22 protein-coding genes and 1 pseudogene are annotated in these 25,702 nt (G+C 71.4%); 12 read left to right on the top strand and 11 right to left on the bottom strand.

The annotated features are described in order from the left end of the window. Window positions 1-30 precede the first annotated feature (30 nt). Window positions 31-522: an SRPBCC family protein gene (locus ACFXPL_RS28450; RefSeq protein ID WP_384924912.1), complete on the bottom strand. Its 492-nt coding sequence runs from the start codon at window positions 520-522 to the stop codon at window positions 31-33. Window positions 523-1,609: 1,087 nt separating this feature from the next. Between ACFXPL_RS28450 and ACFXPL_RS28455 the strand changes: the two genes are divergently transcribed. After that, entirely contained in the window at window positions 1,610-2,527 is a 918-nt protein-coding gene (locus ACFXPL_RS28455) for a UTP--glucose-1-phosphate uridylyltransferase (RefSeq protein ID WP_384924914.1), read from the top strand. Between the two features lie 54 nt (window positions 2,528-2,581). Here the strand turns inward: ACFXPL_RS28455 and ACFXPL_RS28460 are convergent, their stop codons facing one another. The 8 genes from ACFXPL_RS28460 to ACFXPL_RS28495 all read right to left on the bottom strand — a co-directional run bounded on the left by ACFXPL_RS28460 (window position 2,582) and on the right by ACFXPL_RS28495 (window position 9,221). Then, window positions 2,582-3,541 carry an alpha/beta hydrolase family protein gene (locus ACFXPL_RS28460; RefSeq protein ID WP_384924915.1) on the bottom strand — a complete coding sequence of 320 codons (960 nt, stop codon included), beginning with the start codon at window positions 3,539-3,541 and terminating at the stop codon, window positions 2,582-2,584. Between the two features lie 132 nt (window positions 3,542-3,673). Further along, window positions 3,674-4,039 (bottom strand): hypothetical protein, encoded by a 366-nt coding sequence (locus tag ACFXPL_RS28465; RefSeq protein WP_384924917.1) that lies wholly within the window; start codon window positions 4,037-4,039, stop codon window positions 3,674-3,676. An 82-nt stretch (window positions 4,040-4,121) separates the two neighbouring features. Next, a complete protein-coding gene (locus ACFXPL_RS28470; protein ID WP_384924919.1) occupies window positions 4,122-4,832 on the bottom strand; it encodes an HAD family hydrolase in 711 nt (236 codons plus the stop codon). A 19-nt stretch (window positions 4,833-4,851) separates the two neighbouring features. Further along, the gene (locus ACFXPL_RS28475) at window positions 4,852-5,568 is read right to left on the bottom strand and encodes a phosphatase PAP2 family protein (RefSeq protein ID WP_384924921.1); all 717 of its coding nucleotides are present in this window, start codon (window positions 5,566-5,568) and stop codon (window positions 4,852-4,854) included. A 57-nt stretch (window positions 5,569-5,625) separates the two neighbouring features. After that, on the bottom strand, window positions 5,626-6,561 hold the full coding sequence (locus ACFXPL_RS28480) for a M56 family metallopeptidase (RefSeq protein WP_384924923.1): 936 nt from the start codon (window positions 6,559-6,561) through the stop codon (window positions 5,626-5,628). Between the two features lie 117 nt (window positions 6,562-6,678). Then, the gene (locus ACFXPL_RS28485; RefSeq protein WP_384924925.1) at window positions 6,679-7,290 is read right to left on the bottom strand and encodes a DUF5134 domain-containing protein; all 612 of its coding nucleotides are present in this window, start codon (window positions 7,288-7,290) and stop codon (window positions 6,679-6,681) included. A gap of 195 nt (window positions 7,291-7,485) precedes the next feature. Next, window positions 7,486-8,568 carry a Gfo/Idh/MocA family protein gene (locus tag ACFXPL_RS28490; RefSeq protein WP_384924927.1) on the bottom strand — a complete coding sequence of 361 codons (1,083 nt, stop codon included), beginning with the start codon at window positions 8,566-8,568 and terminating at the stop codon, window positions 7,486-7,488. Continuing rightward, entirely contained in the window at window positions 8,553-9,221 is a 669-nt protein-coding gene (locus ACFXPL_RS28495; RefSeq protein WP_384924929.1) for a ThuA domain-containing protein, read from the bottom strand. The genes ACFXPL_RS28490 and ACFXPL_RS28495 overlap by 16 nt, the downstream gene beginning before the upstream one ends. Window positions 9,222-9,407: 186 nt before the next feature. On the opposite strand from ACFXPL_RS28495, the gene ACFXPL_RS28500 reads away from it, so the two are divergent. After that, window positions 9,408-9,962, top strand: coding sequence for a GNAT family N-acetyltransferase (locus ACFXPL_RS28500; RefSeq protein WP_384924931.1), 555 nt, complete (start codon window positions 9,408-9,410; stop codon window positions 9,960-9,962). 39 nt (window positions 9,963-10,001) lie between these two features. On the opposite strand, the gene ACFXPL_RS28505 is transcribed toward ACFXPL_RS28500, so the two are convergent. Next, window positions 10,002-10,685: a glycerophosphodiester phosphodiesterase gene (locus tag ACFXPL_RS28505; protein WP_384924933.1), complete on the bottom strand. Its 684-nt coding sequence runs from the start codon at window positions 10,683-10,685 to the stop codon at window positions 10,002-10,004. Between the two features lie 266 nt (window positions 10,686-10,951). On the opposite strand from ACFXPL_RS28505, the gene ACFXPL_RS28510 reads away from it, so the two are divergent. The 6 genes and pseudogenes from ACFXPL_RS28510 to ACFXPL_RS28535 all read left to right on the top strand — a co-directional run bounded on the left by ACFXPL_RS28510 (window position 10,952) and on the right by ACFXPL_RS28535 (window position 21,146). Beyond that, window positions 10,952-12,391 (top strand): DUF6421 family protein, encoded by a 1,440-nt coding sequence (locus ACFXPL_RS28510; protein WP_384924935.1) that lies wholly within the window; start codon window positions 10,952-10,954, stop codon window positions 12,389-12,391. A gap of 26 nt (window positions 12,392-12,417) precedes the next feature. Further along, complete coding sequence (locus ACFXPL_RS28515) at window positions 12,418-13,215, top strand: SDR family NAD(P)-dependent oxidoreductase (protein ID WP_384924951.1); 798 nt, start codon at window positions 12,418-12,420, stop codon at window positions 13,213-13,215. Continuing rightward, window positions 13,194-14,282 carry a threonine aldolase family protein gene (locus ACFXPL_RS28520; RefSeq protein ID WP_384924937.1) on the top strand — a complete coding sequence of 363 codons (1,089 nt, stop codon included), beginning with the start codon at window positions 13,194-13,196 and terminating at the stop codon, window positions 14,280-14,282. The genes ACFXPL_RS28515 and ACFXPL_RS28520 overlap by 22 nt, the downstream gene beginning before the upstream one ends. 82 nt (window positions 14,283-14,364) lie before the next feature. Continuing rightward, a pseudogene (locus ACFXPL_RS28525) lies at window positions 14,365-14,508 on the top strand (transglutaminase); the annotation flags it as partial. A 981-nt stretch (window positions 14,509-15,489) separates the two neighbouring features. Continuing rightward, window positions 15,490-15,858, top strand: a complete 369-nt coding sequence (locus tag ACFXPL_RS28530) for a Dabb family protein (protein ID WP_384924939.1) — start codon at window positions 15,490-15,492, stop codon at window positions 15,856-15,858. Window positions 15,859-16,550: 692 nt separating this feature from the next. Further along, window positions 16,551-21,146, top strand: a complete 4,596-nt coding sequence (locus ACFXPL_RS28535) for a glycosyl hydrolase family 18 protein (RefSeq protein ID WP_384924941.1) — start codon at window positions 16,551-16,553, stop codon at window positions 21,144-21,146. 365 nt (window positions 21,147-21,511) lie between these two features. Here ACFXPL_RS28535 and ACFXPL_RS28540 read toward each other — a convergent pair whose 3' ends face one another. Continuing rightward, on the bottom strand, window positions 21,512-22,240 hold the full coding sequence (locus tag ACFXPL_RS28540; RefSeq protein ID WP_384924943.1) for a lysophospholipid acyltransferase family protein: 729 nt from the start codon (window positions 22,238-22,240) through the stop codon (window positions 21,512-21,514). 313 nt (window positions 22,241-22,553) lie between these two features. Between ACFXPL_RS28540 and ACFXPL_RS28545 the strand changes: the two genes are divergently transcribed. The 4 genes from ACFXPL_RS28545 (at window position 22,554) to ACFXPL_RS28560 (ending at window position 25,661) form a co-directional block, all read left to right on the top strand. Continuing rightward, entirely contained in the window at window positions 22,554-22,925 is a 372-nt protein-coding gene (locus tag ACFXPL_RS28545) for a TlpA family protein disulfide reductase (RefSeq protein ID WP_384924953.1), read from the top strand. Between the two features lie 196 nt (window positions 22,926-23,121). After that, a complete protein-coding gene (locus ACFXPL_RS28550; RefSeq protein WP_384924945.1) occupies window positions 23,122-23,628 on the top strand; it encodes a flavin reductase family protein in 507 nt (168 codons plus the stop codon). 197 nt (window positions 23,629-23,825) lie between these two features. Next, window positions 23,826-24,620 (top strand): electron transfer flavoprotein subunit beta/FixA family protein, encoded by a 795-nt coding sequence (locus ACFXPL_RS28555; RefSeq protein WP_384924947.1) that lies wholly within the window; start codon window positions 23,826-23,828, stop codon window positions 24,618-24,620. 78 nt (window positions 24,621-24,698) lie between these two features. Next, entirely contained in the window at window positions 24,699-25,661 is a 963-nt protein-coding gene (locus ACFXPL_RS28560) for an electron transfer flavoprotein subunit alpha/FixB family protein (protein ID WP_384924949.1), read from the top strand. Window positions 25,662-25,702 lie beyond the last annotated feature (41 nt).

The following is a 25,702-nucleotide window of genomic DNA, read 5'->3' on the forward strand; positions in this document are numbered from 1 at the left end:
GGAGCGGCTGTCTCCAGGTCCCGGTGCGGGTCAGGCCCTGTGCGGTCGTGGTCGTGGTCGCGGTCGCCCGGGAGCGGTACGGGCGGGACCTTCGGCCCCCTCGCACACCCGGGCGAGACGGCCCAGCATCGCGCGGTGCCGCACCTGCTGCGCCGCGTCCAGGAGGCCGTTGTGCAGGGCGCCCCCCGCACCGCGCAACGGGTGTTCGTCGAGGATGATCAGGGTGTGGCCGCCCCAGGGCCGTAGTTCCATCGCGATCCTCGCGGTCCCCAGCGGCCCGCTGTGCGCCTCCAGTTCGAGGACCGCGTTCGGCTCGCTGCGGCGTACGACGGTTCGGTTGTGCAGGGTGAAAGGACCGATCCTGATCTCGTAGCGGAGGGTCGCCCCCAGCTCGGGCCAGTGCCCCTCGTCCAGCTCGGCCCGTGAGGTACCGACGACCCACTCCCCGTACCGTTCGCCGTCGGACAGGACCGCCCAGACGTCCTCGGGGGGCTTCCTGATCAACCGGTGCCGTACGGCCATGCGTTCCTCCGCCGTTCGAAGTGCCGCGTCGCTCGCCGCGCGTTCTCACGCTAGGCCCGGGCGCCCACTTCCCGCGCGGGGACGGCGGCCATCCCGGTGGAGCCGCCCGGATTCCGGAGCGTCCCCGGGCGCGGGCGCAGGCCTGTTCCGCGGTACGGAGGCGGGGCCAGGTCCGGCGAGGTGGGCGGGGTGCCCTGCTCACGCCTCGACGCGGCTGCGGAGGGTGTCACCGGTGTACCGGACCTCGTCCATGAGGCGGGTGGCGTCGATGACGGGTAGCCCGTAGGGGCGGGTGGGGGCGGCCAGGGGCAGGGCCCGACGGGCAGCCGGAGTGTCCGGCGACGCGCGCCGGCGGGAATGCCGGAAACACGGGTCCCCCTGCCCACCCGTGAACACACGGCCCCGGCGCGAGCCGGTGTGCGGACGCGGAGCGCGCGCCGATGGCCGCTCGACGACCGGACCCCTCTTCCCCGGACAGCGCGTCGCTCCGTCCGCGTCGCTCCGCGCGCTAGGCTCTGTCTGACAAATAGCGCCGTCCGCCCGTAGGGCGTGGCGCGTGGCGTCCGGTGCACTCCGCTCGCTCCGTCTCGGCGCACTGAATTGCCCTTCGGATGCCGAGCGCGATCGCAAGGCGGAGGATCGGTACCCTCGATGGCACGGACGTACGTGGACGACTCCGACAACGCGGCGAGCGTGCGTGCCAGGCGTGGCGTGCCAGGCGGGATTTGTCAGACAGAGCCTGGAGTGGCGCGTCCGGCGTGGGTCCGCTGCTCCTCCCGCGAGCCCCGGCCCCTCGGGTTCGGGGCGGAGGCGGAGAAGCAGGGCTTCGGCCGACTCCGCCCCTCCACCTCGTCACCGCACGCGGTACCCGCTCCTCACCTCCGCGGGCCGACGGAACCGAGTGAAAGGTCCTCTTCCCTGCCGGCCGCCCAGGTCGGCCTCCGGGCTCGCGTGCATGTCCTCCCGCACTGGAGCCGCCCATCGGCCCGTCGGCGACACTGTCGCCGCGCTACCCCTTCTGACCTGCACTTACCTCACAATTACGGGCGACGCTTCCGCGCAGGGGGTTTCGACCAGGAGAGAGCCGATGACCACTTCGATGATCCGCAGGGCCGTCATCCCCGCCGCCGGCCTGGGCTCACGCCTGCTGCCGCTGACGAAGGCGACGCCGAAGGAGATGCTGCCGGTCGGGGACAAGCCGGTGATCGAGCACACCGTACGCGAGCTGGTGGCATCCGGGATCACGGACATCACCATCGTGGTCTCGGGCGGAAAGTCCCTGATCCAGGATCACTTCCGGCCCAACCCGGCCCTGGTGGAGCAGCTTCGCGCCGACGGCAAGAGCGCCTACGCGGACGCGGTCGAAGAGGTCGCCGAACTGGCCAGGCAGGGCCACATCACGTATCTGGACCAGCATGGCCCGTACGGAAACGGCACTCCGGTGCTGAACGCCGCCCGGCACCTCGGGGACGAGCCGATGCTGGTGCTGTGGCCCGACGACGTCTTCGTGGCCGAGGTCCCCAGGGCCCAGCAGCTCATCCGCGCGTACGAGGCGACCCGCTGCCCGGTGCTGGCCGTGATGCCCATGGCGCCGCAGGACTCCCAGCGCTACGGCGTCCCCGTCGTCAAGGAGGACCTGGACGACGGCCTGTTGCGGATCACCGGCCTGGTGGAGAAGCCGAAGCCGGCGGACGCGCCGTCGGCCTTCGCGGCCATCGGCGGCTATGTCGTCACCCCCGGCATCATCGACGAACTGCGCGAGCAGACCAGGCGCTGGTACGAGCACCGCACCGGCGAGGTCTACCTGACCGACGCGGTCAACGCCTACGCCGCGACCCGCGCCGTCTACGGCCAGGTCATCCAGGGCCGCTGGTACGACACCGGCAACCCCGCGGACTACCTGGTCGCCCAGTTCGCCTCGGCCCTCGCCCATCCGGAGTACGGGCCCCTGCTGCGACAGCTCGCCCTCGACCTGGACGAAGACCCGACGTCAGGACCCGGCTGATTCCCCGGCCCGCCCGAGGGCCGGGGGAGCCCCCTGGGCGGCACGGGGCTCGGCTCACTTGGACGTGACGCGTCCGATCGGGTCGGCGCCGGCCGTCAGCGCGTCGCGCGCCGCCTGCCAGGCGCGATCCCCGGGGAAGAACTCCGCGCGGAGGTAGGCCCAGGTGAGCCGCTGGACCGCGGCCACCCGGCCGGGGCTCTCGTCCGTGGTCTCGGCGACGTCGTACCCGGAGATCCCGCCGAGCCCGTGCTCCGCGTCGAAGAGGGTGAGCAGGGACTTGGGGCCGGGGGAGAGGGAGTACGGGTCGGCGTGCCAGTCCGGGCCCCCGACCGTCAGGTGGGCGGAGGAGTCCTTGTCGCCGGCGACGACGAGCGTGGGCGTCGTCATCGCGGAGAAGTCCGTGGTCAGGAGGAAGGGATAGTGCTCGGCCGCGAACTCGCCGAGGGCGTCGCCGCCTCTGCCGGGCGCGGCGAGCAGTACACCCGCTGTGATCCGGGGGTCCGTCAGGTTCACCGCCGTACCGTCGTCCGGGTCGGTGAGCCGCGCGCCCAGCAGCAGGCTCGCGGTGTGCCCGCCCATCGAGTGCCCGGCCACGGCGACCTTGCGGTGGTCCGGACGCCCGAGGAGCTGCGGGACGGCGGCCTCGATCGCGTCGAGCCGGTCGAGGACGTGCTTCATGTCCTCGGCCCGTGACCGCCAGTACAGAGGCGCCCCGGGGGCGTGGGGATCCAGGTCCAGCGTCCTGGAGCTCAGATGGGTGGGCTGGATCACGACGAAGCCGTGCGCCGCCCAATAGTGGGCGAGGGGGGCGTAGCCGTTCAGCGAGGAGAGGTGGTTCGAGGAGCCCTGGCCGTGCGAGAGGAGGACGACCGGCAGGTCGTCCCCGGTCACGGGCGCGGAGACCCGGACCTCCAGGTCCACGGCCCGGCCGGGGACGGGCAGCACCACGGGGCTGACCGAGAGGACGGGAGCGGGCGGACCGAAGGCGTCGGTCGGGTACGTCGGTTCACTCATGGTGCGTAGGTCCCTTCACTGGACTCCGCCGGCGGCTTCCGTCACGCCGAAAACGGAACGTTGTTCCATTTAACATACGGAACGCCGTTCCGCTTTGTCAACGGTGGCGGATCACGGCAGTCGCGGACGGCCTCAGCAGTGGTAGCCGTCGGGGCACTCGGCGGCGAGCTCCACGAAGATCATGAGCAGGACGGCGGCGCCGGCGGACACCGCGCACATGAGGGCGAAGCGCCGGCGGGCCGGTCGGCGCCGTCCGGCGAGTGCCAGGAAGAGGCCGGCGGCAGGGGCGACCAGGACGCCGCCGACGCAGGTCCACAACAGCGCGTCGCCCGTCCACGAGCTGCCACGCGACCGGGCTTCGACGAGGGCCCACAAGGCGAAGGCGACGGGCGAGGCCATCCACCACAGGGACAGTCCGGTGAGCATCCGGTCGAAGGCGGTGGTGGCGCGCCCCCCGGTCGGTTCTTCGCGGGTGGGGGCGGGGCTGTGGGGCGGCACGGCTGACGGATTCCTCGATGCTCTCGATCGTGCCGTGCGCAGGGGCACGTTGTGCGGAACGTGCCCCTGCGCGGCGGGGCGGTTACGGGAGCGGGTCGGCGCCCGCGAGGCTGATGACCGGGCGCAGGCCCGCGGGGCGTTCCTCCACCGGGAGGTGGTCCACGAAGTGGACCGCGCAGCCGAGTTCGGCCGCGCCGCCGTCCGCGTGCCGGTCGTCGCCGACCATCAGGACGTCGTGCGGATCCTGGCCCAACTCCTCGCAGGCGGCCTTGAAGAGGCGGGTGTCGGGCTTCTGGATGCCGTGTTCGTAACTCAGTACATACGCGTCCACGAGGGCGTCCAGGCCGTGGGCGCGGAAGACGGGGCGCAGGTCCCAGCCGATGTTGCTCACCACCGCGACGCCGATGCCGGCGCTCCGCAGCGCGCCCAGGACCTCGGCCGCGTCCGCGTAGGGGCGCCAGGCGTCCGGTGTCATGTGGCGGTCGTAGAGCGCGTCGTACAGGCCGGGGCTGGGCAGTTCCACCTGCCGGGCGACTCCGGTGTACGCGGCGCGGTGGCGTTCGGCGCTCTCGTCACGGGTCGCCCACAGCTCGGCCAGATCCTGCGGCACCTCCTGCGGGGAGGGCAGTCCGGGCAGGGCGCCGGCCACGGCCAGCCGCATCGCGTACCGCCGTACCTCGATGGGGGATACGGCGACACCCGCCTCGTCGAGCACGGCGCGCAGCCATGAACTCGCGGATTCGATACGGAAGAGGGTTCCGGAAAAGTCGAAGAGCACAGCCTTGAAGGTCATGTACCCGATCCTTCCCGCGTCACGGCTCCCTGGACAAGGTCACGCGCCTGAACAGCGCGATCGAGAACGCGACCAGGGCGCCTCCGAGCAGCCAGCCGCCCAGAACGTCCGAACTCCAGTGCACGCCCAGCCACAATCGGGTGATTCCCACGCCGATGACGGACACCGCGGCGACCGTCACGGCCGTCCGCCGGAGCCGTACGCCCACGCCGTGGCGCCACGTCAGCCACAGCAGCAGGCCGCAGGTCACGGTGGCCGTCATGGCATGTCCGGAGGGGTACGCGGCGAAGTGCGCGGAGTCGACCGGGTCGGGCCACTGCGGACGCTCCCGTCCCACGGCCCACTTCAGCCCCTGTGAGACGGCCGCCCCCAGCGCGCTGGCCGCCGCCACCCACACGGCGAGCAGCCGCTCGCCGCGCAGCCACACTGTGACCACGGCCACCGCCGTCAGCAGCCGCATCGTCCAGGGGTCCCAGGCCCAGTCGGAGAGCAGTCGGTTGACCCGGGTGAGCCCCGGCTCGGCCACCGCCCGGCGGTGCAGATCCTCCGCGACCGTCTGGTCGAACGCGGTCAGCGGCCCCCACCGCACGGCGACGAGCGCCGTCAGCAGCCCGGCGGCGACGACGAGCAGCGCGGCCGTACGGCCCGGTCCTGACCATCTTGTTCCGCGGGGCTGCCGCACGTGCGGGGGGGCGGGAACGGGAGAGGGAGCCGCGGGGACCGGTGGGAGGCGCATGTGGTGATCCTCGCCGACGCGGAGCCCGGCGGGCTACCCGGCGGGCCGTTCCGCGGGTTATCCGAGTGCGCGCAGCGCCGGTACGAAGGCGATCAGCAGCGGAACCACCGGCACCAGCGCGGCAGCCGCCGTCAGCCGCAGCCTGCGTGCGGCGGTCAGCCGGGGAACGGGCGTCAGCAGCCGGTGCACCCGCTGCGGCACCTGCGCGTCCGGAGTGTTGCCGGGGCCGAACACCCCACGGTCCTCGTTGAGTTCGACCAGAGCGAGGGCGATCGTCAGCCGGCCGAAGCGCCGGGAGGCGACATCGTCGGCGGCCAACTCGACCAGCCGGTGCATCTCGTCGCGGAACGCGGCGAAGACCGGGATCTGCGGGAAGCCGTTCGCCAGCGCCCCCGAGCAGTGCAGCAACCAGTCGTGCCGCGCCCGCGCGTGGCCCTGCTCATGGGCGAGTACGGCATCGAGCTGACGGCCCTTCAGCCGACGCAACGCGGCCGTGGTGATGACCAGTTGAGGCGCCGCACCCGGCAGCCACCACGCACCGGGGCGCTCGCCCTCCAGTACCACGAGCGGCTCGCCGCCCGGCTCCTCGCCGGGCAGCACCGGGGCGCGTACGAGCAGTTCCCTGCGGCGCTGCCGGCGCCTGCGGCGGGCCCGGTGGATCTCGCGGGTGAGCATCGCCACCGTCCACAGACCGCCGCCCGCCAGCAGGACGGCGAGCACGGCCGACCACGACCGGCTCGGTCCGAAGGCGTACGCCTCGACCACGCCGCTCGGCGCGGGCGCGAAGACATGCCCCCGTACGGCCAGCCAGGCGGCGGCCGCGCTGAAGACCATGGAGAGCGCGAAACTCAGCAGGACGGCCGCCACGACGCACTGCCAGACCCACAGTGCCACCACGGGCTCACGCTCGGGCCACTCGGCGCGGGACAGGATCCGCGGCGCGATGACCGCGGCCAGTGCACCGAGCAGCAGCAGCGCCAAGGAGACCATCATGGCGCCCAGAGTATGAGGGTCGCGCCCCCCAGAGGTACGACCTTGACCGGCAAGTGACCCACGACACGTTTCGCGGCGGGTCCGGGCGATCAGGGAACCGGAGCGAACCGGCCGAAATCAGAGCGTGACCAGCATCGCCAGCATCGCGATCCCCATGGACAGCCGGCAGGCCGGCACCAACTCCGTCCGGTCGGCCCAGCCGACGGCCCCCGAACCGCCGTGCGCCGGGACGGCGACCGCGCCGGACGCGGAACCCCGCGCCGGACCCGCCGCGGGCCCGGACAGGGCGGGCAGCGGCAGCAGCCGGGCGCCCGCCCACAGCACGTAACCCGCGTAGTAGACCAGCAGCGCGGTGGTGACCGGCGGGGTCCCCGCCGCCGTGTGCGCGGCGTGCGGCCCGCCCGTCACGGTGGCCATGGCGCCCGCCATGTAGACCATCGCGAGCATGCCCAGCAGATGGTGCGCCCGGTGCGCCGAGCCCCGGTTCGCGAGGAGCGCGCGCAGCGCCGCCCCGCCGAAGACCACCGCGTACCCCAGCCAGACCCAGCGCGGCGGTGTCACCACCGTGGCGGGCACGGCCATCGCCGCCATCCCCAACCCCATCAGCGCCTCACCGCCCACCGGACCGTGCCGGGCCGCTCCGCCGGCCCGTAACCGGAGCAGGCAGTACGCCCCGGCCGTCGCGCAGAGCGCGACGAGCAGCCATCCGGCCGCAGCGGATCCGTGCACCGCGCACCTCCCCCGTTCCGTGGTGTCGGCGAAGTGATGCCCGGCGCGGTGGGTGCGCAGACACGCGCAGAGGGACACGGGGGGCGCGCGGAGGACCCGGCGGGGACGCGGCGTACGGGGAGACCCGGCGTACGGGGGTGGGGACACGTACCGCCGCCGCGTCCCCCTCGTACCCGGAGGGCTGTCGCCCTACTGCTACCGCTCCACCGGCTCGGGGCGGGCGCAACTGCTCGCCACCCGCAGCGCCTTGTCCTCCCGCGCCGAGTCGAGGAGCGTCAGCATGATGTCCAGGACGTGCCGCGCCACCTCCGCGGACGCCCGGTGCGGACGCCCCTCGCCGAGCGCCCACGCCAGATCCGCGAGCCCGGTGCCGCGCCCGGCCCCCGCGTACCCCGCCGAGACCGGCAGGGTCTCCCACTCGCCGGCCGCCCGGTGGAGTTCCACGGGCCCGTCGAAGCCGTTCGGGTCCGGTACGGAGAGGGAGCCGCCGGTGCCGTACACCTCGATGCGCGGCAGTCGCGCGGCGTGGATGTCGAAGCTCATCACCAGCGTGGTGAGCGCGCCGTTCGCGTGCTGGAGCACCCCGCTGACATGGGTGTCCACCTCGACGCCGAACCGCTCGCCGGCCCGTGGCCCGCCGCCGATCCGCCGCTCGGCGCGGGGCCGGGAGGCGGCGCCGGTCACCTTCACGACCGGGCCGAGGAGGTGGACGAGCGCGGAGAGGTAGTACGGGCCCATGTCGAGCAGCGGTCCGCCGCCGGGCCGGTAGTAGAACTCGGGCGCCGGGTGCCAGCGTTCGTGCCCCGCCGTGGTCATGAAGGCCGTCGCGGCGACCGGCACGCCGATCAGCCCGTCGTCGACCGCCCTGCGCGCCGTCTGGACCCCCGTCCCCAGGACGGTGTCGGGCGCGCAGCCGAGGCGCGGACCGCCGGCTTCCGCGGCGGCGCTGAGCAGCGCGTCGGCCTCCTCCCGGGTGGTGGCGAACGGTTTCTCCCCGTAGACGTGTTTGCCCGCGGCCAGCGCCGTCAGGGCGACGTCCGCGTGGGCCGCCGGGATCGTCAGGTTGAGGACGGCGTCGACATCGTCCCTGGCCGCCAGTTCGGCGGCCGACGCGGCGACGGCCGTCCCCGGTACCCGCGCCGCGACGGCCGCGGCGCGGCCGGGATCGAGGTCGGTGACGGCGGTGAGCGTCACGTTCCCCAGCCGCTCCAGGGTGTCCAGATAGGCGCCGCTGATCGTGCCCGCGCCCACCATGCCGACTCTCAGCGGCTCGCCCACAGCAGTCCCCTCTCGGTGAGTGTCCGTACCTCGGGTACGTCGAAGTCGTCCGGTTTGTGGCCGACGGCCGAGACGAAGACCCGTCCGGAGCCCCAGTTCCTGGTCCACACGGCGGGCATGGTGACCGGCCGCGCGCGGTCCTCGTCCGCCGCGAACCCGACGGTGGCGAGCACGTCGATCAGCGGATCGGTGGCCAGCCAGTACTTCTCCGTGTGGACCCGGAAGGCGCCGAGGCCCGCCACGACCGGGTGGTCCACGCGCTCCTCGACCGGGGTGACCTCGTGCTCGGAGAAGCCGGCCGGGTGCATCAGGAACTGGCCGCCGGTCAGAAGCTGGTAACCGAGGTCACCGCGGAAGGAGTCGACGATCCCGCCGTGCCAGCCGGCCAGCCCCGTCCCGGCGCGTACGGCGGCGGCGAGGCCCGCGCTCTGCTCCCCGGTGATCTCGCCCATCGTCCAGCACTGGACGACCAGATCGGTGGCGGCGAGCAGTTCGGCGTCGGCGTAGACGTCCAGGGTGGCGGAGGTCCGTACGTCGTAGCCGTGGGCGCGCAGGAAGGGCAGGAACAGCTCCGTGATCTCCACGGGGCGGTGTCCCTCCCAGCCGCCCCGGACGACCAGAGCCCGTCGGGTGTCGGATGTCTCGGGTGTCACAGTCGTTGCACACTCCCATCGAAGTCGCGGGCCCGCCGGGGACACCGGGCGGGGCGGCGCCTCCGTACCGGCCCCGTACCGCCCGCCCCCTCGCACCCCGTCGTGCCCATCCGTACCCGCGTTAGGCTGCTGCTGCCCCCCACCGGCTCACCGGCTCACCGGCCGTCTGCGAGGAGACCGCGCACCATGGACACCGTCCCGAGCCCCGCCGGGGCCCTCACGTACCGCGATGCCACGGCGGCCGACGCCGAGGCGCTGGTCGCGCTGATCGAGTCGGCCTACCGGGGCGACAGCAGCCGGACCGGCTGGACCACCGAGGCGGACCTCCTGGACGGGCGGCGGACCGACCGGGAAGGGGTGCTCGCGGTGATCGAGGCGTCCGGCAGCCGGCTGCTGGCCGTCGAGCGGGACGGCGCGCTGATCGCCTGCTGCCAGCTCGAACACCGCGGGGAGGCGGCCTACTTCGGCATGTTCGCCGTGACACCGGGAGCGCAGGGCGGCGGGCTCGGCCGGCTGATCATCGCGGAGGCGGAGCGCACGGCCCGCGAGGGCTGGGGCGTTCAGGAGATGCACATGACGGTGATCCGGCAGCGCGAGGACCTGATCGCCTGGTACGAGCGGCGCGGCTACCGCCGTACGGGAAAGCTGTTCCCCTTCCCGTACGGCGACGAGCGCTTCGGCGTGCCGCTCCGGGCCGACCTGGAGTTCGAGCTGCTGGTCAAGCCGGTGACCGAGCCGTAGATCCGGCCGGCCCCGCGGCGGCGTACCCGGGCGCTTCGCTCAGGCGGTGAAGCGGCCGGTGCGCCGTATCTCCGGGTGGTCGGTGGTCACGGCGTTCAGCTCGAAGGCGCGCGCCAGCCGGAGCTGCTCCTGCGTGTTCACCACCCAGCCGATCACACCGAGACCGCGCTCGTGCGCGCGCTCCACGACCTCCAGCGTCAGCCTGCGCAGATTCAGGGCCAGCGAGGCGGCGCCCACCGCCGTCGCCCGGTCCACCACGTCCTCGCCCCAGCGACTGGCGATCAGCACCGTCCGTACGCCCGGCACCAGCGCGGCGATCTCGGCGACCGCCTCGTCGTGGAACGACGACACCTCGACCCGGTCCACGAGGCCGCGCTCCCGCATCACCCGGGCCAGCGCGCGGGCCGCCGCCACGTCCTTGATCTCGGCCTGGAGCGGTGACCGTACGGCGTCCAGGACCTCTTCGAAGACCGGGACGCGCTCGCCGTCACCCGCGTCCAGCTCCCGCAGCTCGGCGAGCGTCCGCGCGGCGATCGCGCCCGTTCCGTCGGTCGTACGGTCCACTTCGGTGTCGTGCATGACGACGAGGGCGCCGTCCTTGCTCAGATGCAGATCCAGCTCGATGGCGTCCATACCGGCACGCTCCGCGTGCGCGAAGGAGCGCAGGGTGTTCTCCGGCTCGACACCCATCACTCCACGATGACCGATGATCTGGAAAGTCAAGACAGTCTCACTTTCGTCGACAGCGGCTCCCGCGCGCAGCCTAGGCCTGATCGGCGCCCCTGGCGCCCCCCGCCGTCCCCATGCCGGGCGAGGTCTCCGGGGCTACGCTTAATCGATGTGTCAAACCCCGGAAGCGCAGGAAAATCGGCGGTGGCCAGGGGGTGTCGGCAGGACGATTTGTTTGATCTTCGCTTGTGATGGAGATCAGGACACCTATACAGTTCCTTGACTGTCTTGACGCCAAGATATTCTGTGGAGGAAGTGACATGACGGAAATTCTTGTGCAGGACACCCCTGGGCCCGGCATAAATGACGCCGACCGCGTGATCGCGCACCCGGCGTGGCCTCAACTCAAGAGTGCCGTCGAGGAGATCCGCCCCTGGCAGTCCGCGGACGGCTCGATCGACCTCGACGCCGAGGGCGCCCCGGCGCGCTCGCTCGTCGAGGGGACACTCGACCGGGTGATCGCCGCGGTCGAGCAGCTTTCCCCGCTGCTCCCGCACGACGCCGCTTACCACGCCGCGCTCCGCTCCGACCTGCGCCAGTGGGCCGACGACGGCTTCGGGGTCCCGGACTTCCTGGACTCGCTGCTCGCCTTCGGGCCCGCCGCCGACCGGACGGACGGCCGCCAGCACCTCGCCGTCTTCCCCATGTACACGCAGAACGGCAACCCGGACCGGAACCTCGAAGCGGTCGTGCTCCGCATGGTCTGGCCCGAGTGGCTCGCCGAGCTGGAGCGCACGCGCTACGACAACCCGCTCTTCTGCGGCATCACCTTCGAGGACTTCACCGCCGGGTACGACACCAACTCCGCGGTGTTCTTCCCCGAGACCATCGCCGTGCGCGAGGCCCCCGAGCGGTTCACCTGGGGCGGGATCTTCTGCGACCGCGAGGCCGCCCGCTTCCGCCGGGTCATCGACGCGGCCGTCGACACCCTCGGGGTCGACCTGCCCGACGACATCCGCGCGCTCGTCGCCGACCAGGACCGCTGCCAGCAGGCGTTCGTGCTCTGGGACATGGTCCACGACCGTACCCACAGCCACGGCGACCTGCCCTTCGACCCCTTCATGATCAAGCAGCGTCAGCCGTTCTGGATGTACGGCCTGGAGGAGCTGCGCTGCGACCTCACCGCCTTCCGCGAGGCCGTACGGCTGGAGGCGGACGGCTTCCCGCAGGGCCGCGACGTCCAGTACGCCGTGCTCTTCGACCGTATGTTCCGCTTCCCCGTCACCGGCGCGCGCGAGCGCAACTACGACGGCCTCGGTGGCCAGCTCCTCTTCGCCTACCTCCACCAGCACGACGTGGTGCGCTGGACGGACAACACCCTGCGCATCGACTGGGAACGGGCGCCCCAGGTCACCAACCAGCTCTGCGCGGAGATCGAGGAGCTGTACCGGGCGGGGATCGACCGGCCGAAACTGGTCCACTGGTTCGCGGCGTACGAGCTGGTCTCGACGTATCTCGCCCCGCACCCCGGATCCCGCTGGGCCAAGGGCCCCGACGCCCTGGACCTCTCGCAGCCGCCCAGGAAACTCGTCGACGACGTGCTCCCCGACGAGTTTCCGCTCAGCATGTTCTACGAGGCGCTCGCGAAGCGGCTCAAGCACGTGGTCGCCTCGACCCGGGGGATCACGGCGCGAACCCCTGAACCCGCCGGAACCGCCGGGACCCCGGCGACCGCGGCGGCCGACCGGACGGCGGCATGAGCGCGCCGAGGCAGGAGACGGCGCCCATGGCGGCGGACCAGGAAACGAACACCGAGCCGGCCCCCGGCACGCGCACGGGCCGGGGCGGCGCCCTGGACGGCGCCGTCGTCGCCGTGGCGGGCGCCGGAGGCCCCGCGGGCCGGGCCGCGGTGCTGCGGCTCGCCGGGGCGGGCGCCACCGTCGTCGCCGCGGACGCGGACCGGGAACGGCTCGCCGAGGCGGTGGCCGCCGCCCGGTCCGCGCACGGCGGGGCCACGGTCACCGGCGACACCGTCGATCTCTTCGACCTCGCAGCCACCAGGGAATGGGCTGCCAGGACCGAGAAGGAGTTCGGGCGGATCGACGGGCTGGTCCACCTCGTCGGCGGCTGGCGCGGCAGCGCCACCTTCGCCGAGGCCGATCCGGCCGACTGGGAGCTGCTGGAGAAGCTGCTCATCCGTACCGTCCAGCACACCTCCCTGGCCTTCCACGACGGGCTCCTGCGCAGCGACCGCGGCCGGTACCTGCTGATCAGCGCCTCGGGCGCCGCCAAGCCCACCGCGGGCAACGCCGCGTACGCCGCCGCCAAGGCCGCCGCCGAGGCATGGACACTCGCCCTCGGCGACGCCTTCCGCAAAGCGGGGGGCGAGGAGGGTCCCCGGGCCGCGGCTGCCATCCTGGTGATCAAGGCGCTGGTGCACGACGCGATGCGCGCCGAGCGACCGAACGCGAAGTTCGCGGGCTTCACCGACGTCACGGAACTGGCCGAGGCCATCGCCGGAGTCTGGGACAGGCCCGCCCGGGAAGTGAATGGAAATCGCCTGTGGCTGACCCCCGGACCGTGAGGTCCCGTACGACGGACGCGCGCCGCCACCACGACCCGGAGGTACGCGGCTTCGCCAGTGACAACTACGCGGGTGTCCACCCCGAGATCCTCGCGGCGCTCGCCGTGGCCAACGGCGGCCACCAGGTCGCGTACGGGGAGGACGAGTACACCGGCCACCTCCAGCGGGTCATGCACAGCCACTTCGGCCCGACGGCGGAGGCGTTCCCCGTCTTCAACGGCACCGGAGCCAACGTCGTCGCGCTCCAGGCGCTCACCGACCGCTGGGGCGCCGTGATCTGCGCCGAGTCCGCGCACATCAACGTGGACGAGGGCGGCGCTCCGGAGCGCGTGGCCGGGCTCAAACTGCTCACCGTACCCACGCCCGACGGCAAGCTCACCCCCGAGCTGATCGACCGGGAGGCGTACGGCTGGGACGACGAGCACCGCGCCATGCCCCAGGCCGTGTCGATCACCCAGAACACCGAACTGGGCACGGTCTACACGCCCGACGAGATCCGCGCCCTGTGCGCGCACGCCCACGCGCTCGGCATGAAGGTGCACCTCGACGGCGCCCGGATAGCCAACGCCGCCGCGTCACTGGACGTTCCGATGCGGACCTTCACCAACACCGCGGGCGTGGACGTCCTCTCCTACGGAGGCACGAAGAACGGCATGCTCTTCGGCGAGGCCGTCGTCGTGATCAACCCGGACGCGGTGCGGGCCATGAAGCACCTGCGGAAGCTCTCGATGCAGCTCCCGTCCAAGATGCGGTTCGTGTCGGTGCAGTTGGAGGCGCTGCTCGCCGGCGACCTGTGGCTGCGCAACGCCCGGCACTCCAACGCCATGGCCCAGCGGCTCGCGGCCGGTGTCCGCGCGGTCGACGGGGTGGAGATCCTGCACCCCGTCCAGGCCAACGCCGTCTTCGCCCGGCTGCCGCACGCCGTGACCCTGCGCCTCCAGGAGCGGTTCCGCTTCTACTTCTGGGACGAGAAGGCCGGGGACGTCCGCTGGATGTGTTCCTTCGACACGACCGAGGACGATGTCGACGCGTTCGTCCAGGCGCTCAAGGAGGAGATGGCCGCGTAGTTCCGCCCCGACGGCGGCGAACGTCGGTTCCGGACGCCGCTCCGCGATCAGCCGGCCGAGCCCGTCCCCCGGGGTCGCCGTCATGGAACTGATCCAGCGGAACCCGGACATCTCGGCCTGCCTCGCCGCCGACGAGGTCATCGATCACGAGCATCCGGTCGTACGGGAGACGGCGGCCCGGCTCAGTGCCGACCACGAAGACGCGTACTCGTACGCCAAGGCGGCGAGTGTCGCGTGTCCCGTCCCCGTCGGTGGTGAGGACACCGACCGGATCGCGGGCGTCATGCGGCTCGTGCGGGCCACCGGCGAGGAGCCGTTCCCGACCGCCGCGGACGGACACCACCGGCAGACCGTCCAGAACCCGGTACACGGCGGCCGAGCGGCGGCCCGAGTGCCGGCGGCGCGGTCCGGTGAAGCCGTACAGCCCGAGTAGCAGGCGTCCTCCGGCCGATCCCGCCAGAAGAAAAGGGACACCACGGCGTCGTACGCGCCGTCGCCCAGGCCCGGCAGACCGGGCGAGCCCGGCGGCCCCTGCGGCCGGCCCGCGCCGAGAGCCGGCGGGCCCCAGCCGGACGGCGAGCCCGACGAGGCGCAGCCAGGCGGACACGGGCGCGGCTGGGCGAAGATACCAGCCACCTCGCCGACATCGATCAAGGCACGGACAGTGGCGACGCGGGCGCGACACGCCGCGGCACGCGGCGAAACAGGCAGGCGAGAGCGGCAAAAAGAAGGGGCCGGGGCCGGGGCGCAGCCCGCCGGGGCGCGAGACCGGCCCCGGCCTGCCGAGTTCCCAGGACCGGTGGCATTCACCGAACACCACCGGAACGAGCACGGACACGCGCGGGCCGAGCGGGGCGAGCGCGGCGGGGCGGCGCGGGACGAGCGCGCGGCGCGGGCGGCGCGGGCGCGGCCCGGCGCGAGCGCGGCGGGGCGGCACGGGCGCGAAGACGCGGCGCGGAGGCGCAGAGGTAGCCGTACGGCCGTGCCAGGAGCGGGCGCGGCGGCGGCGCCGGCCGGGCCTCGGGTGTGGACTCCGTGTCGGGGCGAAGCAGTAGGTGGCGTCGAATAGGCAACTCATGCCGATATGGCGAGGTACCGGACCGGTTCATAGTCGGCTCACGGCCTCGAAGTCGGCTCATGACCTCGAAGCCGAAGAAGTCGTCGCCGCCCGGCGGCGTGCGCTGCACCACCGACGAAGGGGAGCACGATGATCTACCACAGTGTCCGGCTCAAGGCCAAGGCGGGCGTGACGCAGGAGCAGATCGATGAGGCTCTGGAGAGCATGCGCGACCAGGGTCGGCTGATCCCGGCGGTGAAGTCGTTCGTCGTCGGCCGCGACTTCGGAGGCGACTACGACTGCGGTGGCGTGTTCGTCATCGAGGACCTCGACGGCTACTGGGAGTACCTGACGCATCCGGCACACGCGCACGCCGACCGGATCGGCATACCTCTGGTGGAGAAGTACGACTGGTACGACACCGTTGATGATCACGACCCGCAGATGGGGGTGAAGATCGCCGGCCTGCAACGGCGTTGGTTCGTAATCGCCTCCGCGTCGGCGAGCGAGCAGCCGTAGCACTCCGGAGGCGACGAGCGACCCCGGCCCGCTTGACCACGTGGTCCGTCCGCCGTCCGGTCGATGTCGGCGCCCGACGCTCGCCGCTGTCGCACCTTCACCAGCGGGTGCCTGCCTAGAGGTATCGCCGACTAGGCGACTCGTACCGATGCGACGAGGTACCGGACCGGTTCATAGTCGGCTCATGGCCTCGAAGGCACGGGGTCGGCCGGCTCATCCGTCCAAGCCGGTCCGCCGGTGACCCGTGGTTTCCGGCCCCATCGCCGGGAGGCACGTCGACGGACGGCGGCCGGTGCGGACGTCTGGTCAGCGGGCCGGTGACGGCGACTTGCACAACAGACGCCACTTCGATGTGTACGGGAGCGGATATGCCCGAACCGAACTCACCGACTGTGCCTCGGGGATGCGCTGATGAACGTCACCCCCGGCCTTGTCGCCGCGGTCCTGGAGCGTTCCGGCGGATGCCTGTGCGGACGGACTCGCTTTGAACGATCGAGGCTTCCATTGAGAAACCAACCAGTTTCCAACGATTCGGTTGATCCCGATCTGTTGGATGTGAGAAACGGGGGGAACTCTTGTTCCGCCGATTAATCGCCGCAGTGGTGGTGTTGGCCGGGCTGACAGCGGCACTTGTCGTTCCGGCCTCCGCCACCGATTTCCCCGCGGGCACCACGCCCTTGGTCTCCTGGAACATGCAGGGAGCCAGTAACGCGGACCAGAACGGCAGCAAGTGGAGCAACACGGTCCAGCGGCTGGCGTTGCAGGTGCCGATCCTGATGCTTCAGGAGGTCGGCCCGCAACCGCCTCAGAACACCGTCCGACAGCCTGACCAGACCTTCACCACGACCGACAGCCAGGGCAACACGCATCAGCACACCGTGCTGCACCACACCTGGACCGTCAGCAGCGGTTACCGCGATGCCATCCCGACCCGTGAGGTCTACTTCCTGCAGACCGAAGACGACGCGACCAACCCGGACCGGATCGGCGGCCGGGTCAACATCGCGCTCGTCCTGAGCGAGGCGCCCGACGAGCTGATCGTCGTCGGCAACCCGGTCGACGCCGGCCGGAACGCGCTCGGTGCGCGGTTCGGCAACGAGTGGTACTTCGCCATGCACGGCCTGTCCGGCGGTGGCGGTGACTCCGGGGCGATGCTGGACGCCATCGACGACCGGATCGAGGCCCTCGGGAACCAGCGTGGCCGCACCTACGACGCGACGATCGGTGGCGACTTCAACGTCGAGCCGCGGGTCCTCGCCGAGCGGGACAGCTTCCCGCCGACCATGCGGATCCACAGTCCGGGTACGGCGACCCACCAGAGCGGTGGTCAGCTCGACTACTTCGTCACCACCCACTTCAACCTCGATCCGGCGGTCTCGGTCCGGTCCGAGGGCAACTCCGACCACCGGCCGGTCCAGTTCGGTCGGCTCAACGCGGCCGGACCCACTCCGTCGCCCGCCGCCGGCCCGCAGATCGACGAGCTCCGGGTGATGGCGACCGGTGACGGGATCACGGCCGGTGTGCACAGCACCGACGAGGGTGGCTTCCGGGACTACCTGAACACCATCGTGAAGGGCCTCACCACCATTGCGATGGTCGGTGTTGGCACGGCGGCCGGTCTCATCTTCAAGCGCACGGATTTCGTCGGTGAGCAGAAGAACGGCAAGCGCGGCGACCCCGACCACATGGGCTTCGACGGCAAGGGCATCGACGACATCCAGGCCCGGACGATCCCCGCGCTGCAGACGCTGCGGCCGAACATGATGACCCTGGTCGCGGGCACGGCCGATCTGACCGGCGGTGCGGACGGCGCGGCGACGTCCAGGAAGATGCGAAGCTTCCTGGACGCGATCTACCGGGCCTCGCCGACGACCACGGTCCTGCTCGGGACCTTGCCGCCGTCGACGAATCCGACGTACCAGGCCCGGATCGACGCCTACAACAGCGCGCTCCGCACGATGGCCTACGCCGAGATCAAGGGCGGCGCACGGCTGGTGCTGGTCGACCTGGGCTCGGTCACCCCGCAGGACATCACCAACGAGATCTACCCGACCGACGCCGGCTACCAGAAGATCGCGGAAGCCTTCGGCGAAGGCACCCGGATCGCGGTCCTGCAGCGCATGGTCAGCGGTCGCTCGTACGTCTGGGAGCCGCTCGGCAAGATCCGGGACGCCGCCGCGACCGGCTCCAAGATCGCCTTCCCCGACCTGAACGGCGACGGCAAGGCCGACTACGCGGTGGTCGGTACGGACGGCAAGGTCACCGGCTGGCGCAACGACGACCCGCGCAAGGCCGCGGTCTCGCTGGGCGACATCAGCCCGGCCGACCGCGGGAACGACCCGGAGTGGGTCTACTTCGCCGACCTGGACGGTGACGGCAAGGACGACTACATCCGGATCCTGCCGCCGGCCGACTCGCCGACCGGTATCTCCGCGATGCGGATGTCGCGCAACACCAGCAGCGGCGGCAAGATCAGCTGGGACAGCGCGACGATCGTCGCGAACAACCTCGGCTACCCGCCGGAGAAGTACTTCACCGACCTCGACGGTGACGGCCGCGACGACCTGATCACGCTGGACCGGATGAGCTTCCCGACCGCCTGGCAGAACAAGGGCAAGGGAATGCCGACCGAGGGCGGCTGGAACAAGATCTCGGGTTTCGCCACTCCGGGTGAGACGCGCGGCGCGCAGGTCGCCTTCGCCGACATCACCGGTGACGGCAAGGCCGACACGGTCCGGATCGAGTACACCACCGGTGAGGTCCGGGCCTGGCAGAACACCGGCGCTCCGTGGACCCTCGGCACCGGCTGGAAGACGCTGGGCGTGATCCGCGCCGACAATCCGTTCCAGGGCACCTTCGGGACCTTCGCCGACCTGAACGGTGACGGGATCGAGGACTTCGCCATGACCAGCTCCGGTACGACCACGACGGCGAAGACCGCCGTCAAGGCGGCCGTGGCGAGTGGTGCCGGTGACATCGAGGGCTGGCTGGTGCCGAGCTACGGCGATGGCAGCCGCAGCGACGGCGGTGCCGGTGATCTCGGCGTCAACGGTGGTGCCGGTGACCCGATGGAGTCGCACCCCGGTGGCGACGACGGCGGTACGCGGCCGGCGGCGTCCGGCGACTGCCGGCCGGACGGTCTGGCGACCACGCCGGGCGTGGCGACACCGTACTGCAAGGTCTATCAGAGTGACGGCCGGGAATGGCTCGGTCAGGGCCGGGGCCGCCGGGTCGTGGGCTATTTCAACAGTGGCCGCACGGGTGCCGACGGCACGCCGCACTACCTGGTGAAGAACATTCCGTGGTCGAAGGTGACCCACCTCAACTACGCGTTCGCGTCGGTGGAGAACAACAAGATCAAGGTCGACCCGAACGCCACCCAGAAGGAGTGGCCCGGCGAGGCCGGCGCCGAGATGGATCCCTCGCTGCCCTACAAGGGGCACTTCAACCTGCTGACGAAGTACAAGCGTCTGCACCCGCGGGTGAAGACGCTGATCTCGGTCGGTGGCTGGGCCGGTTCCGGTGGCTTCTACGCGATGACCACCAACGCCGACGGCTCGGTCAACCAGGGCGGGATCGACACGTTCTCGAGCTCGGTCGTGGACTTCCTGCGGAAGTACGGGTTCGACGGTGTCGACATCGACTTCGAGTACCCCACGGTCCTGGAGGACACCGGCAATCCGACCGACTGGGCGGTGTCGAACCCGCGTCGCAAGGGTCTGCCCACGACGTACGCCGTGTTGATGAAGACGCTGCGGGACTCGCTGAACCGGGCTTCGGTCGCGGACAACAAGTACTACCTGCTCACCTCGGCGTCGTCGGCCTCCGGCTACCTGGCCCGTGGGATGGCGAACCAGACCGCGCTGGACTACCAGGACTTCACCAACCTGATGGCCTACGACTACCACGGCACCTGGAACGACGTCGTGGGTCCGAACGCGGCGCTGTTCGACGACGGCAAGGACCCGGAACTGGCCGATCAGTACGCCACTCCGGAGTACGGGAAGATCGGGTACTTCAACACCAACTGGGCGATGAAGTACATGCGTGGCGCGATGCAGGCCGGGCGCGTCAACATAGGTGTGCCCTACTACACGCGCGGCTGGCGGAACGTCACCGGCGGTACGAACGGTCTGTGGGGCAAGTCGCAGAAGCCGAGCGGCTGCGAGCCGGGTACCGGCATCAAGCGGCCGTGTGGTGACGGTGCCTTCGGCATCGACAACATCTGGCACGACGAGACCAACAACGGCAGCGAGCTCGGCTCCGGGACGAACCCGCTGTGGCACACCAAGAACCTGGAGAAGAACATCACGCCGGTCTACGCACGCAGCGTCGGGCTGAGGCCGGAGACCGACATCACCGACCGGCGCACGGGCCGATACACCCGGTACTGGGACGACACCACGAAGACGTCGTGGCTGTGGAACGCCGAGAAGAAGGTCTTCCTGTCGACCGAGGACGAGCAGGGCATCGACGCGGTCACCGATCTGGTCAGGACGACCGGCGCGGGCGGCGTGATGATGTGGGAGCTCGGCGGCGACTACTCCTGCCCGGCGGACATCCAGCCGGACACCCCGTGCGGGATGGGGTACACGCTGACCACCCGACTGAACGAGAAACTGGGCAACATCGGCGCCTACGACAACAACCCGCGCACCGGCAGCAGTGGTGCCGCGCCGAACGTGACCGCCAACCTGAGCGTCGAGATGGTCAACTACCCGACGGCCACGGCGAACCTGTGGCCGTTGCAGCCGACCGTCCGGATCACCAACAACACCGGGCGCACGCTCGGCGGTGGCAAGGACACGAAGCTGTCGTTCGACATTCCGGCCTCGACGTCACCGCTGGTCAAGGACGCCAACTGGCAGACCGATGCCCAAGGTGGCCAGTGGAAGCCGGCACCCGGTACGACGTTCCACCGGGTCAGCACGACGCTGGACTACTGCCAGATCATCCCGGCCGGGAAGTCGCTCGACTTGCCGATCATCTACTTCCTCCCGATCACCGGTCCGGTGAACACGAGTCTGTCGATCGGCGGTACGGCGTACGCGCCGGTGACCGACAACCTCAAGGGACTCGGTACGGCGACCCCGCCGGCCGGTGGCTGTAGTGCCGGGAACTGGGATGCGACCAAGATCTACTCCCCGGCCGGCCAGCCGATCGAGCAGACCACGGTCAAGTACAACGGCAAGGTCTGGAAGGCCAAGTGGGAGACGAAGGGCAGTGCCCCGGGCACCGGGGCCGACGCCGACCACGAGCCCTGGAAGCTGATCGGCAGCGCCGGCTGACCGTTCTCAGCCACCCGGCCTGACACTCCACGTTTTGATCAAATAACCGGAGAGTGCTTCTGAACTGCAACGATGGGACTTGTCCAGGGTCCTGTTGGCTGCATGGGAAGAAGCACTCTCCAGGTGAGCGGGCGTATCCGCCGTGCTCCGGGTGGCCGCGCGCATGGCGGCGTCGGCGGCGAGGACGGCCTGTTTGGCCGCCTGCTCGGCGATGTGGGTCTTCGCGCGGAGGCCCGCCGGCTCGGCCGGCTGTTCCGACTCGGCGGGGAATCGCCACCGTGGGAGGGGGCGAAGGGGCCGTCCCGGCCTCGGGACCCCTGGCCCCGAGGGGATGAGCAGAGACGTTTCCTCGCTGGGCGCGCGGCTCAGCTCAGCTCAAGCGCGCGCGCCTCGGCCGGAGTGGGTGCCGTACCGCCCAGATGCGCCGGCACCCACCAGGTGTCGCTCGCGTCCTTGGGACGTACGGGATAGGCCCGCTGCGCCGCCTCCAGCAGCTCCTGCACCCGGTCGCGCAGCCGCCGCGTGATCGCGCCCGCGTACTGGTCCGCCGGCGCCTCGACCCGCTCGCCGACCCGGATCGTCACCGGGATGTGGCTGCGCTTGAAGTTGCGCGGCCTGCCCTTGGTCCACACCCGCTGCGTGCCCCACAGCGCCACCGGGATCAGCGGTACGCCCGCCTCCTGCGCCAGCCGGGCCGCGCCCGACTTGAAGCTCTTGAGCGTGAAGGACTGCGAGATCGTCGCCTCGGGGAAGATCCCGATGATCTCACCGGCGCGCAGCGAGTCGAGTGCGTGGGCGTACGCCTGCTCACCCTGCTGGCGGTCCACCGGGATGTGCTTCATCCCGCGCATCAGCGGGCCCGAGACCTTGTGCTTGAACACCGCGTCCTTGGCCATGAAGCGCACCAGCCGCTTCTGGGGGAGTGCGGCGAGACCCGCGAAGATGAAGTCCAGATAGCTGATGTGGTTGCTCACGAGCACCGCGCCACCGGTGCGCGGGATGTGCTCGGAGCCCTGTGCGTCGATCTTCAGGTCCAGCGCCTTGAACATCGTGCGGGCGGCGCCGATGGCCGGCCGATAGACGAGCTCTGCCATCTGGTGAGGACCCTTCTGTTCCGGGGAGGGTTCTCCCGGCGGAAGTTACGCAGCCGTAGGTTTTCGGCATTGCGCCGATGTTGCCGTATCAAACGCCCGGTGGCCAGTCCTGGTGTTCGCGCGGGGCGAGATTCTCGTCACGTCGCCGTGAACCCACCCTAAACGCCGGGCTGCCGGGCCGGCCAGGGAGAACGTGCGAGCACGCCCGTGGGCGGACCCCGGCCGCGGAATATTTCCCGGCCGCGCGGACGCTGTTCCCGGCGGTGGTGGCGGTGACGGGAGGCTGAAGGTGCGGACGGACGAGGTCAAGACGGTGACGGACGAGGCCAGGGCGCGGACGGACGACGGGGCGGGCCAGGCGCCGGCGGACAGCGGTGTCCGGCGGCTCGGCGCGGCCGAACTGGGCGCCGGACTGGGGGAGCGGGCCACGCTCGTCCAGTTCTCCAGCGCGTTCTGCCAGCCCTGCCGGGCGACCCGGCGCACGCTCGCCGAGGTGGCGGAGATGGTCGACGGGGTCGCGCACGTGGAGGTGGACGCCGAGGAACGGCTCGCGCTCGTACGGGAGCTGGGCATCGTCACGACCCCGACCGTGCTCGTCCTGGACGCCGTTGGCCGGGTCGTCCGCAGGGCGGCCGGGCAGCCCCGCAAGGTGGACGTGATCGCCGCGCTGGGGGCGGCCGTGTGACCCGGCACCGTACGCCGCCCCGTGACCCACGCACTTGACGGTGCGTACCGCCCGTCGTCACCCTGACGAAGTGCCCCAGGAACTCCTTCTCCACGGGCGGGCCCACGTCGACCTGGCCCGCAACGCGAGCGCGCGCTGTCCGGCTCTCTGAGCAGCCACGGACCCGCTCGTACTCCCCTCGCGGAAGGACCTTGCCATGACGGCGACCCCCGACCTCGGCACACACCGGCTTGCCTCTCCCGACCTGCTCCGCTCCGTCTTCCGGCAGCACGCCGCGGGCGTCGCGGTCATCACGGCCCGCGGCGAACGCCCCGTCGGCTTCACCGCCACCTCGCTCAACTCCGTCGCCGCGGAGCCGCCGTTGATCTCCTTCGGCGTCGGTGTCTCCTCGTCGAGCTGGCCGGTCGTCGCCGAGGCCGAGCACGTCGGCGTCCACATACTCGGGGAGCACCAGGCCGAGCTGGCCGCGACGTTCGCGCGCAGCGGCGCCGACCGCTTCGCGCCCCCCACCGCCTGGCGGACCGGCCCCGAGGGCGTGCCTCTGCTCGACGGTGTACTGGCCTGGCTGGTCTGCCGGGTCGTCGCCCGCGTCCCGGCCGCCGACCACCGCCTGATCGTCGCCCAGGCCGTCGTCGGCGACCCCTCGGGCGCGGGCCGGCCGCTCCTCTACCACCAGGGGCGCTTCAACGCGCTGCGCGACTGAGAGTTCCCTGGCCCGGCCCCTGCCGTACGTTGGAAACGTCACAGTTCCAAGCGCTTGCTCAGCGGGCACCCTCTGGTTGTACTGACGAGTAATATTAACCACGGGCTCCGGTCCTCGCGACCGGGAACAGCCCGGCAGGGCGCCTATGCTGCGTGCAACAAGGCAGCCAGAAATGACGATGCGGTAGGAGAGCCGGCGTGAGCCTGAGGATCGTTGTCTGTGTGAAGTACGTGCCCGACGCCACCGGCGACCGGCACTTCGCCGATGACCTGACCGTCGACCGGGACGACGTGGACGGTCTGCTGTCGGAGCTGGATGAGTACGCGGTCGAGCAGGCCCTCCAGATCGCCGGGGAGTACGACGGGGACGGCGACGCGGAGATCACCGTACTGACCGTCGGCCCCGAGGACGCCAAGGACGCGCTGCGCAAGGCGCTCTCCATGGGCGCCGACAAGGCCGTCCACGTCGAGGACGACGACCTGCACGGCACGGACGCGCTCGGCACGTCCCTGGTGCTTGCCAAGGCCGTCGAGAAGGCCGGCTACGACCTGGTCATCTGCGGTATGGCTTCCACGGACGGCACGATGGGCGTACTGCCCGCGCTCCTCTCCGAGCGGCTCGGCGTCCCGCAGGTCACCCTGCTCTCCGAGGTCTCGGTCGAGGGCGGCACGGTCAAGGGCCGCCGCGACGGGGACACCGCGAGCGAGCGGCTGGAGGCGTCCCTGCCGGCCGTCGTCTCGGTGACGGACCAGTCGGGCGAGGCCCGTTACCCCTCCTTCAAGGGCATCATGGCCGCCAAGAAGAAGCCGGTCGAGTCCTGGGACCTGGAGGATCTGGAGATCGACGCCGACGAGGTCGGCCTCGAAGGCGCCTGGACCGCGGTCGACTCGGCCACCGAGCGTCCGGCCCGCACGGCGGGCACGATCGTCAAGGACGAGGGCGAGGGCGGCAAGCAGCTCGCGGCCTTCCTCGCGGAGCAGAAGTTCATCTGAGCCCCGCCCGCCACCGCCTTCGGTGCCCCGCGGGCACCAGATCCTCCCGACCCCTCGCATCCGCAGGAGTGCAATCCCATGGCTGAAGTTCTCGTCTATGTCGACCACGTGGACGGCGCCGTCCGCAAGCCCACCCTGGAGCTGCTGACGCTCGCCCGCCGGATCGGCGAGCCCGTCGCCGTCGCGCTCGGCGCCGGTGCCGAGGCCACCGCGCCGGCGCTCGCCGAGCACGGCGCGGTGAAGGTCCTCACCGCCGACGCCGCAGAGTTCACCGACTACCTCGTCGTACCGAAGGTCGACGCGGTACAGGCCGCGTACGACGCCGTCTCGCCGGTCGCCGTGCTCTTCCCGTCCTCCGCCGAGGCCAAGGAGATCGCGGCGCGCCTCGCCGTCCGTATCGGCTCCGGCATCATCACCGACGCCGTCGACGTGGAGGCCGACGCCAAGGGCCCGGTCGCCACGCAGTCGGTGTTCGCCGCCGCGTACTCCACCAGGACCCGGGTGTCCAAGGGCACCCCGGTCATCACCGTGAAGCCCAACTCGGCCCCGGTCGAGGCCGCCCCGGCCGCGGGCACCGTCGAACCGCTCGCCGTGAGCTTCGGCGCCGCCGCGACCGGTACGAAGGTCGTCTCCCGTACCCCGCGTGAGTCCACGGGCCGTCCGGAGCTGACCGAGGCCGCGATCGTGGTCTCCGGTGGCCGGGGCGTCAACGGCGCCGAGAACTTCGCGGTCATCGAGGCGCTCGCCGACTCGCTCGGCGCGGCCGTCGGTGCCTCGCGCGCCGCCGTGGACGCGGGCTGGTACCCGCACTCCAACCAGGTCGGCCAGACCGGCAAGTCGGTCTCGCCGCAGCTCTACATCGCCTCCGGCATCTCCGGCGCGATCCAGCACCGGGCCGGCATGCAGACGTCCAAGACCATCGTGGCCGTCAACAAGGACGCCGAGGCGCCGATCTTCGACCTGGTGGACTACGGCGTGGTGGGTGACCTCTTCGAGGTCGTCCCGCAGCTCACCGACGAGGTCAAGGCCCGCAAGGGCTGAGCCGCCCGTACGATCCCGGGGCCGCGCGGTGGAGTCCACCG

Origin of the sequence: Streptomyces sp. NPDC059092 (assembly GCF_042756365.1) — a bacterium.
Lineage (GTDB): Bacteria > Actinomycetota > Actinomycetes > Streptomycetales > Streptomycetaceae > Streptomyces.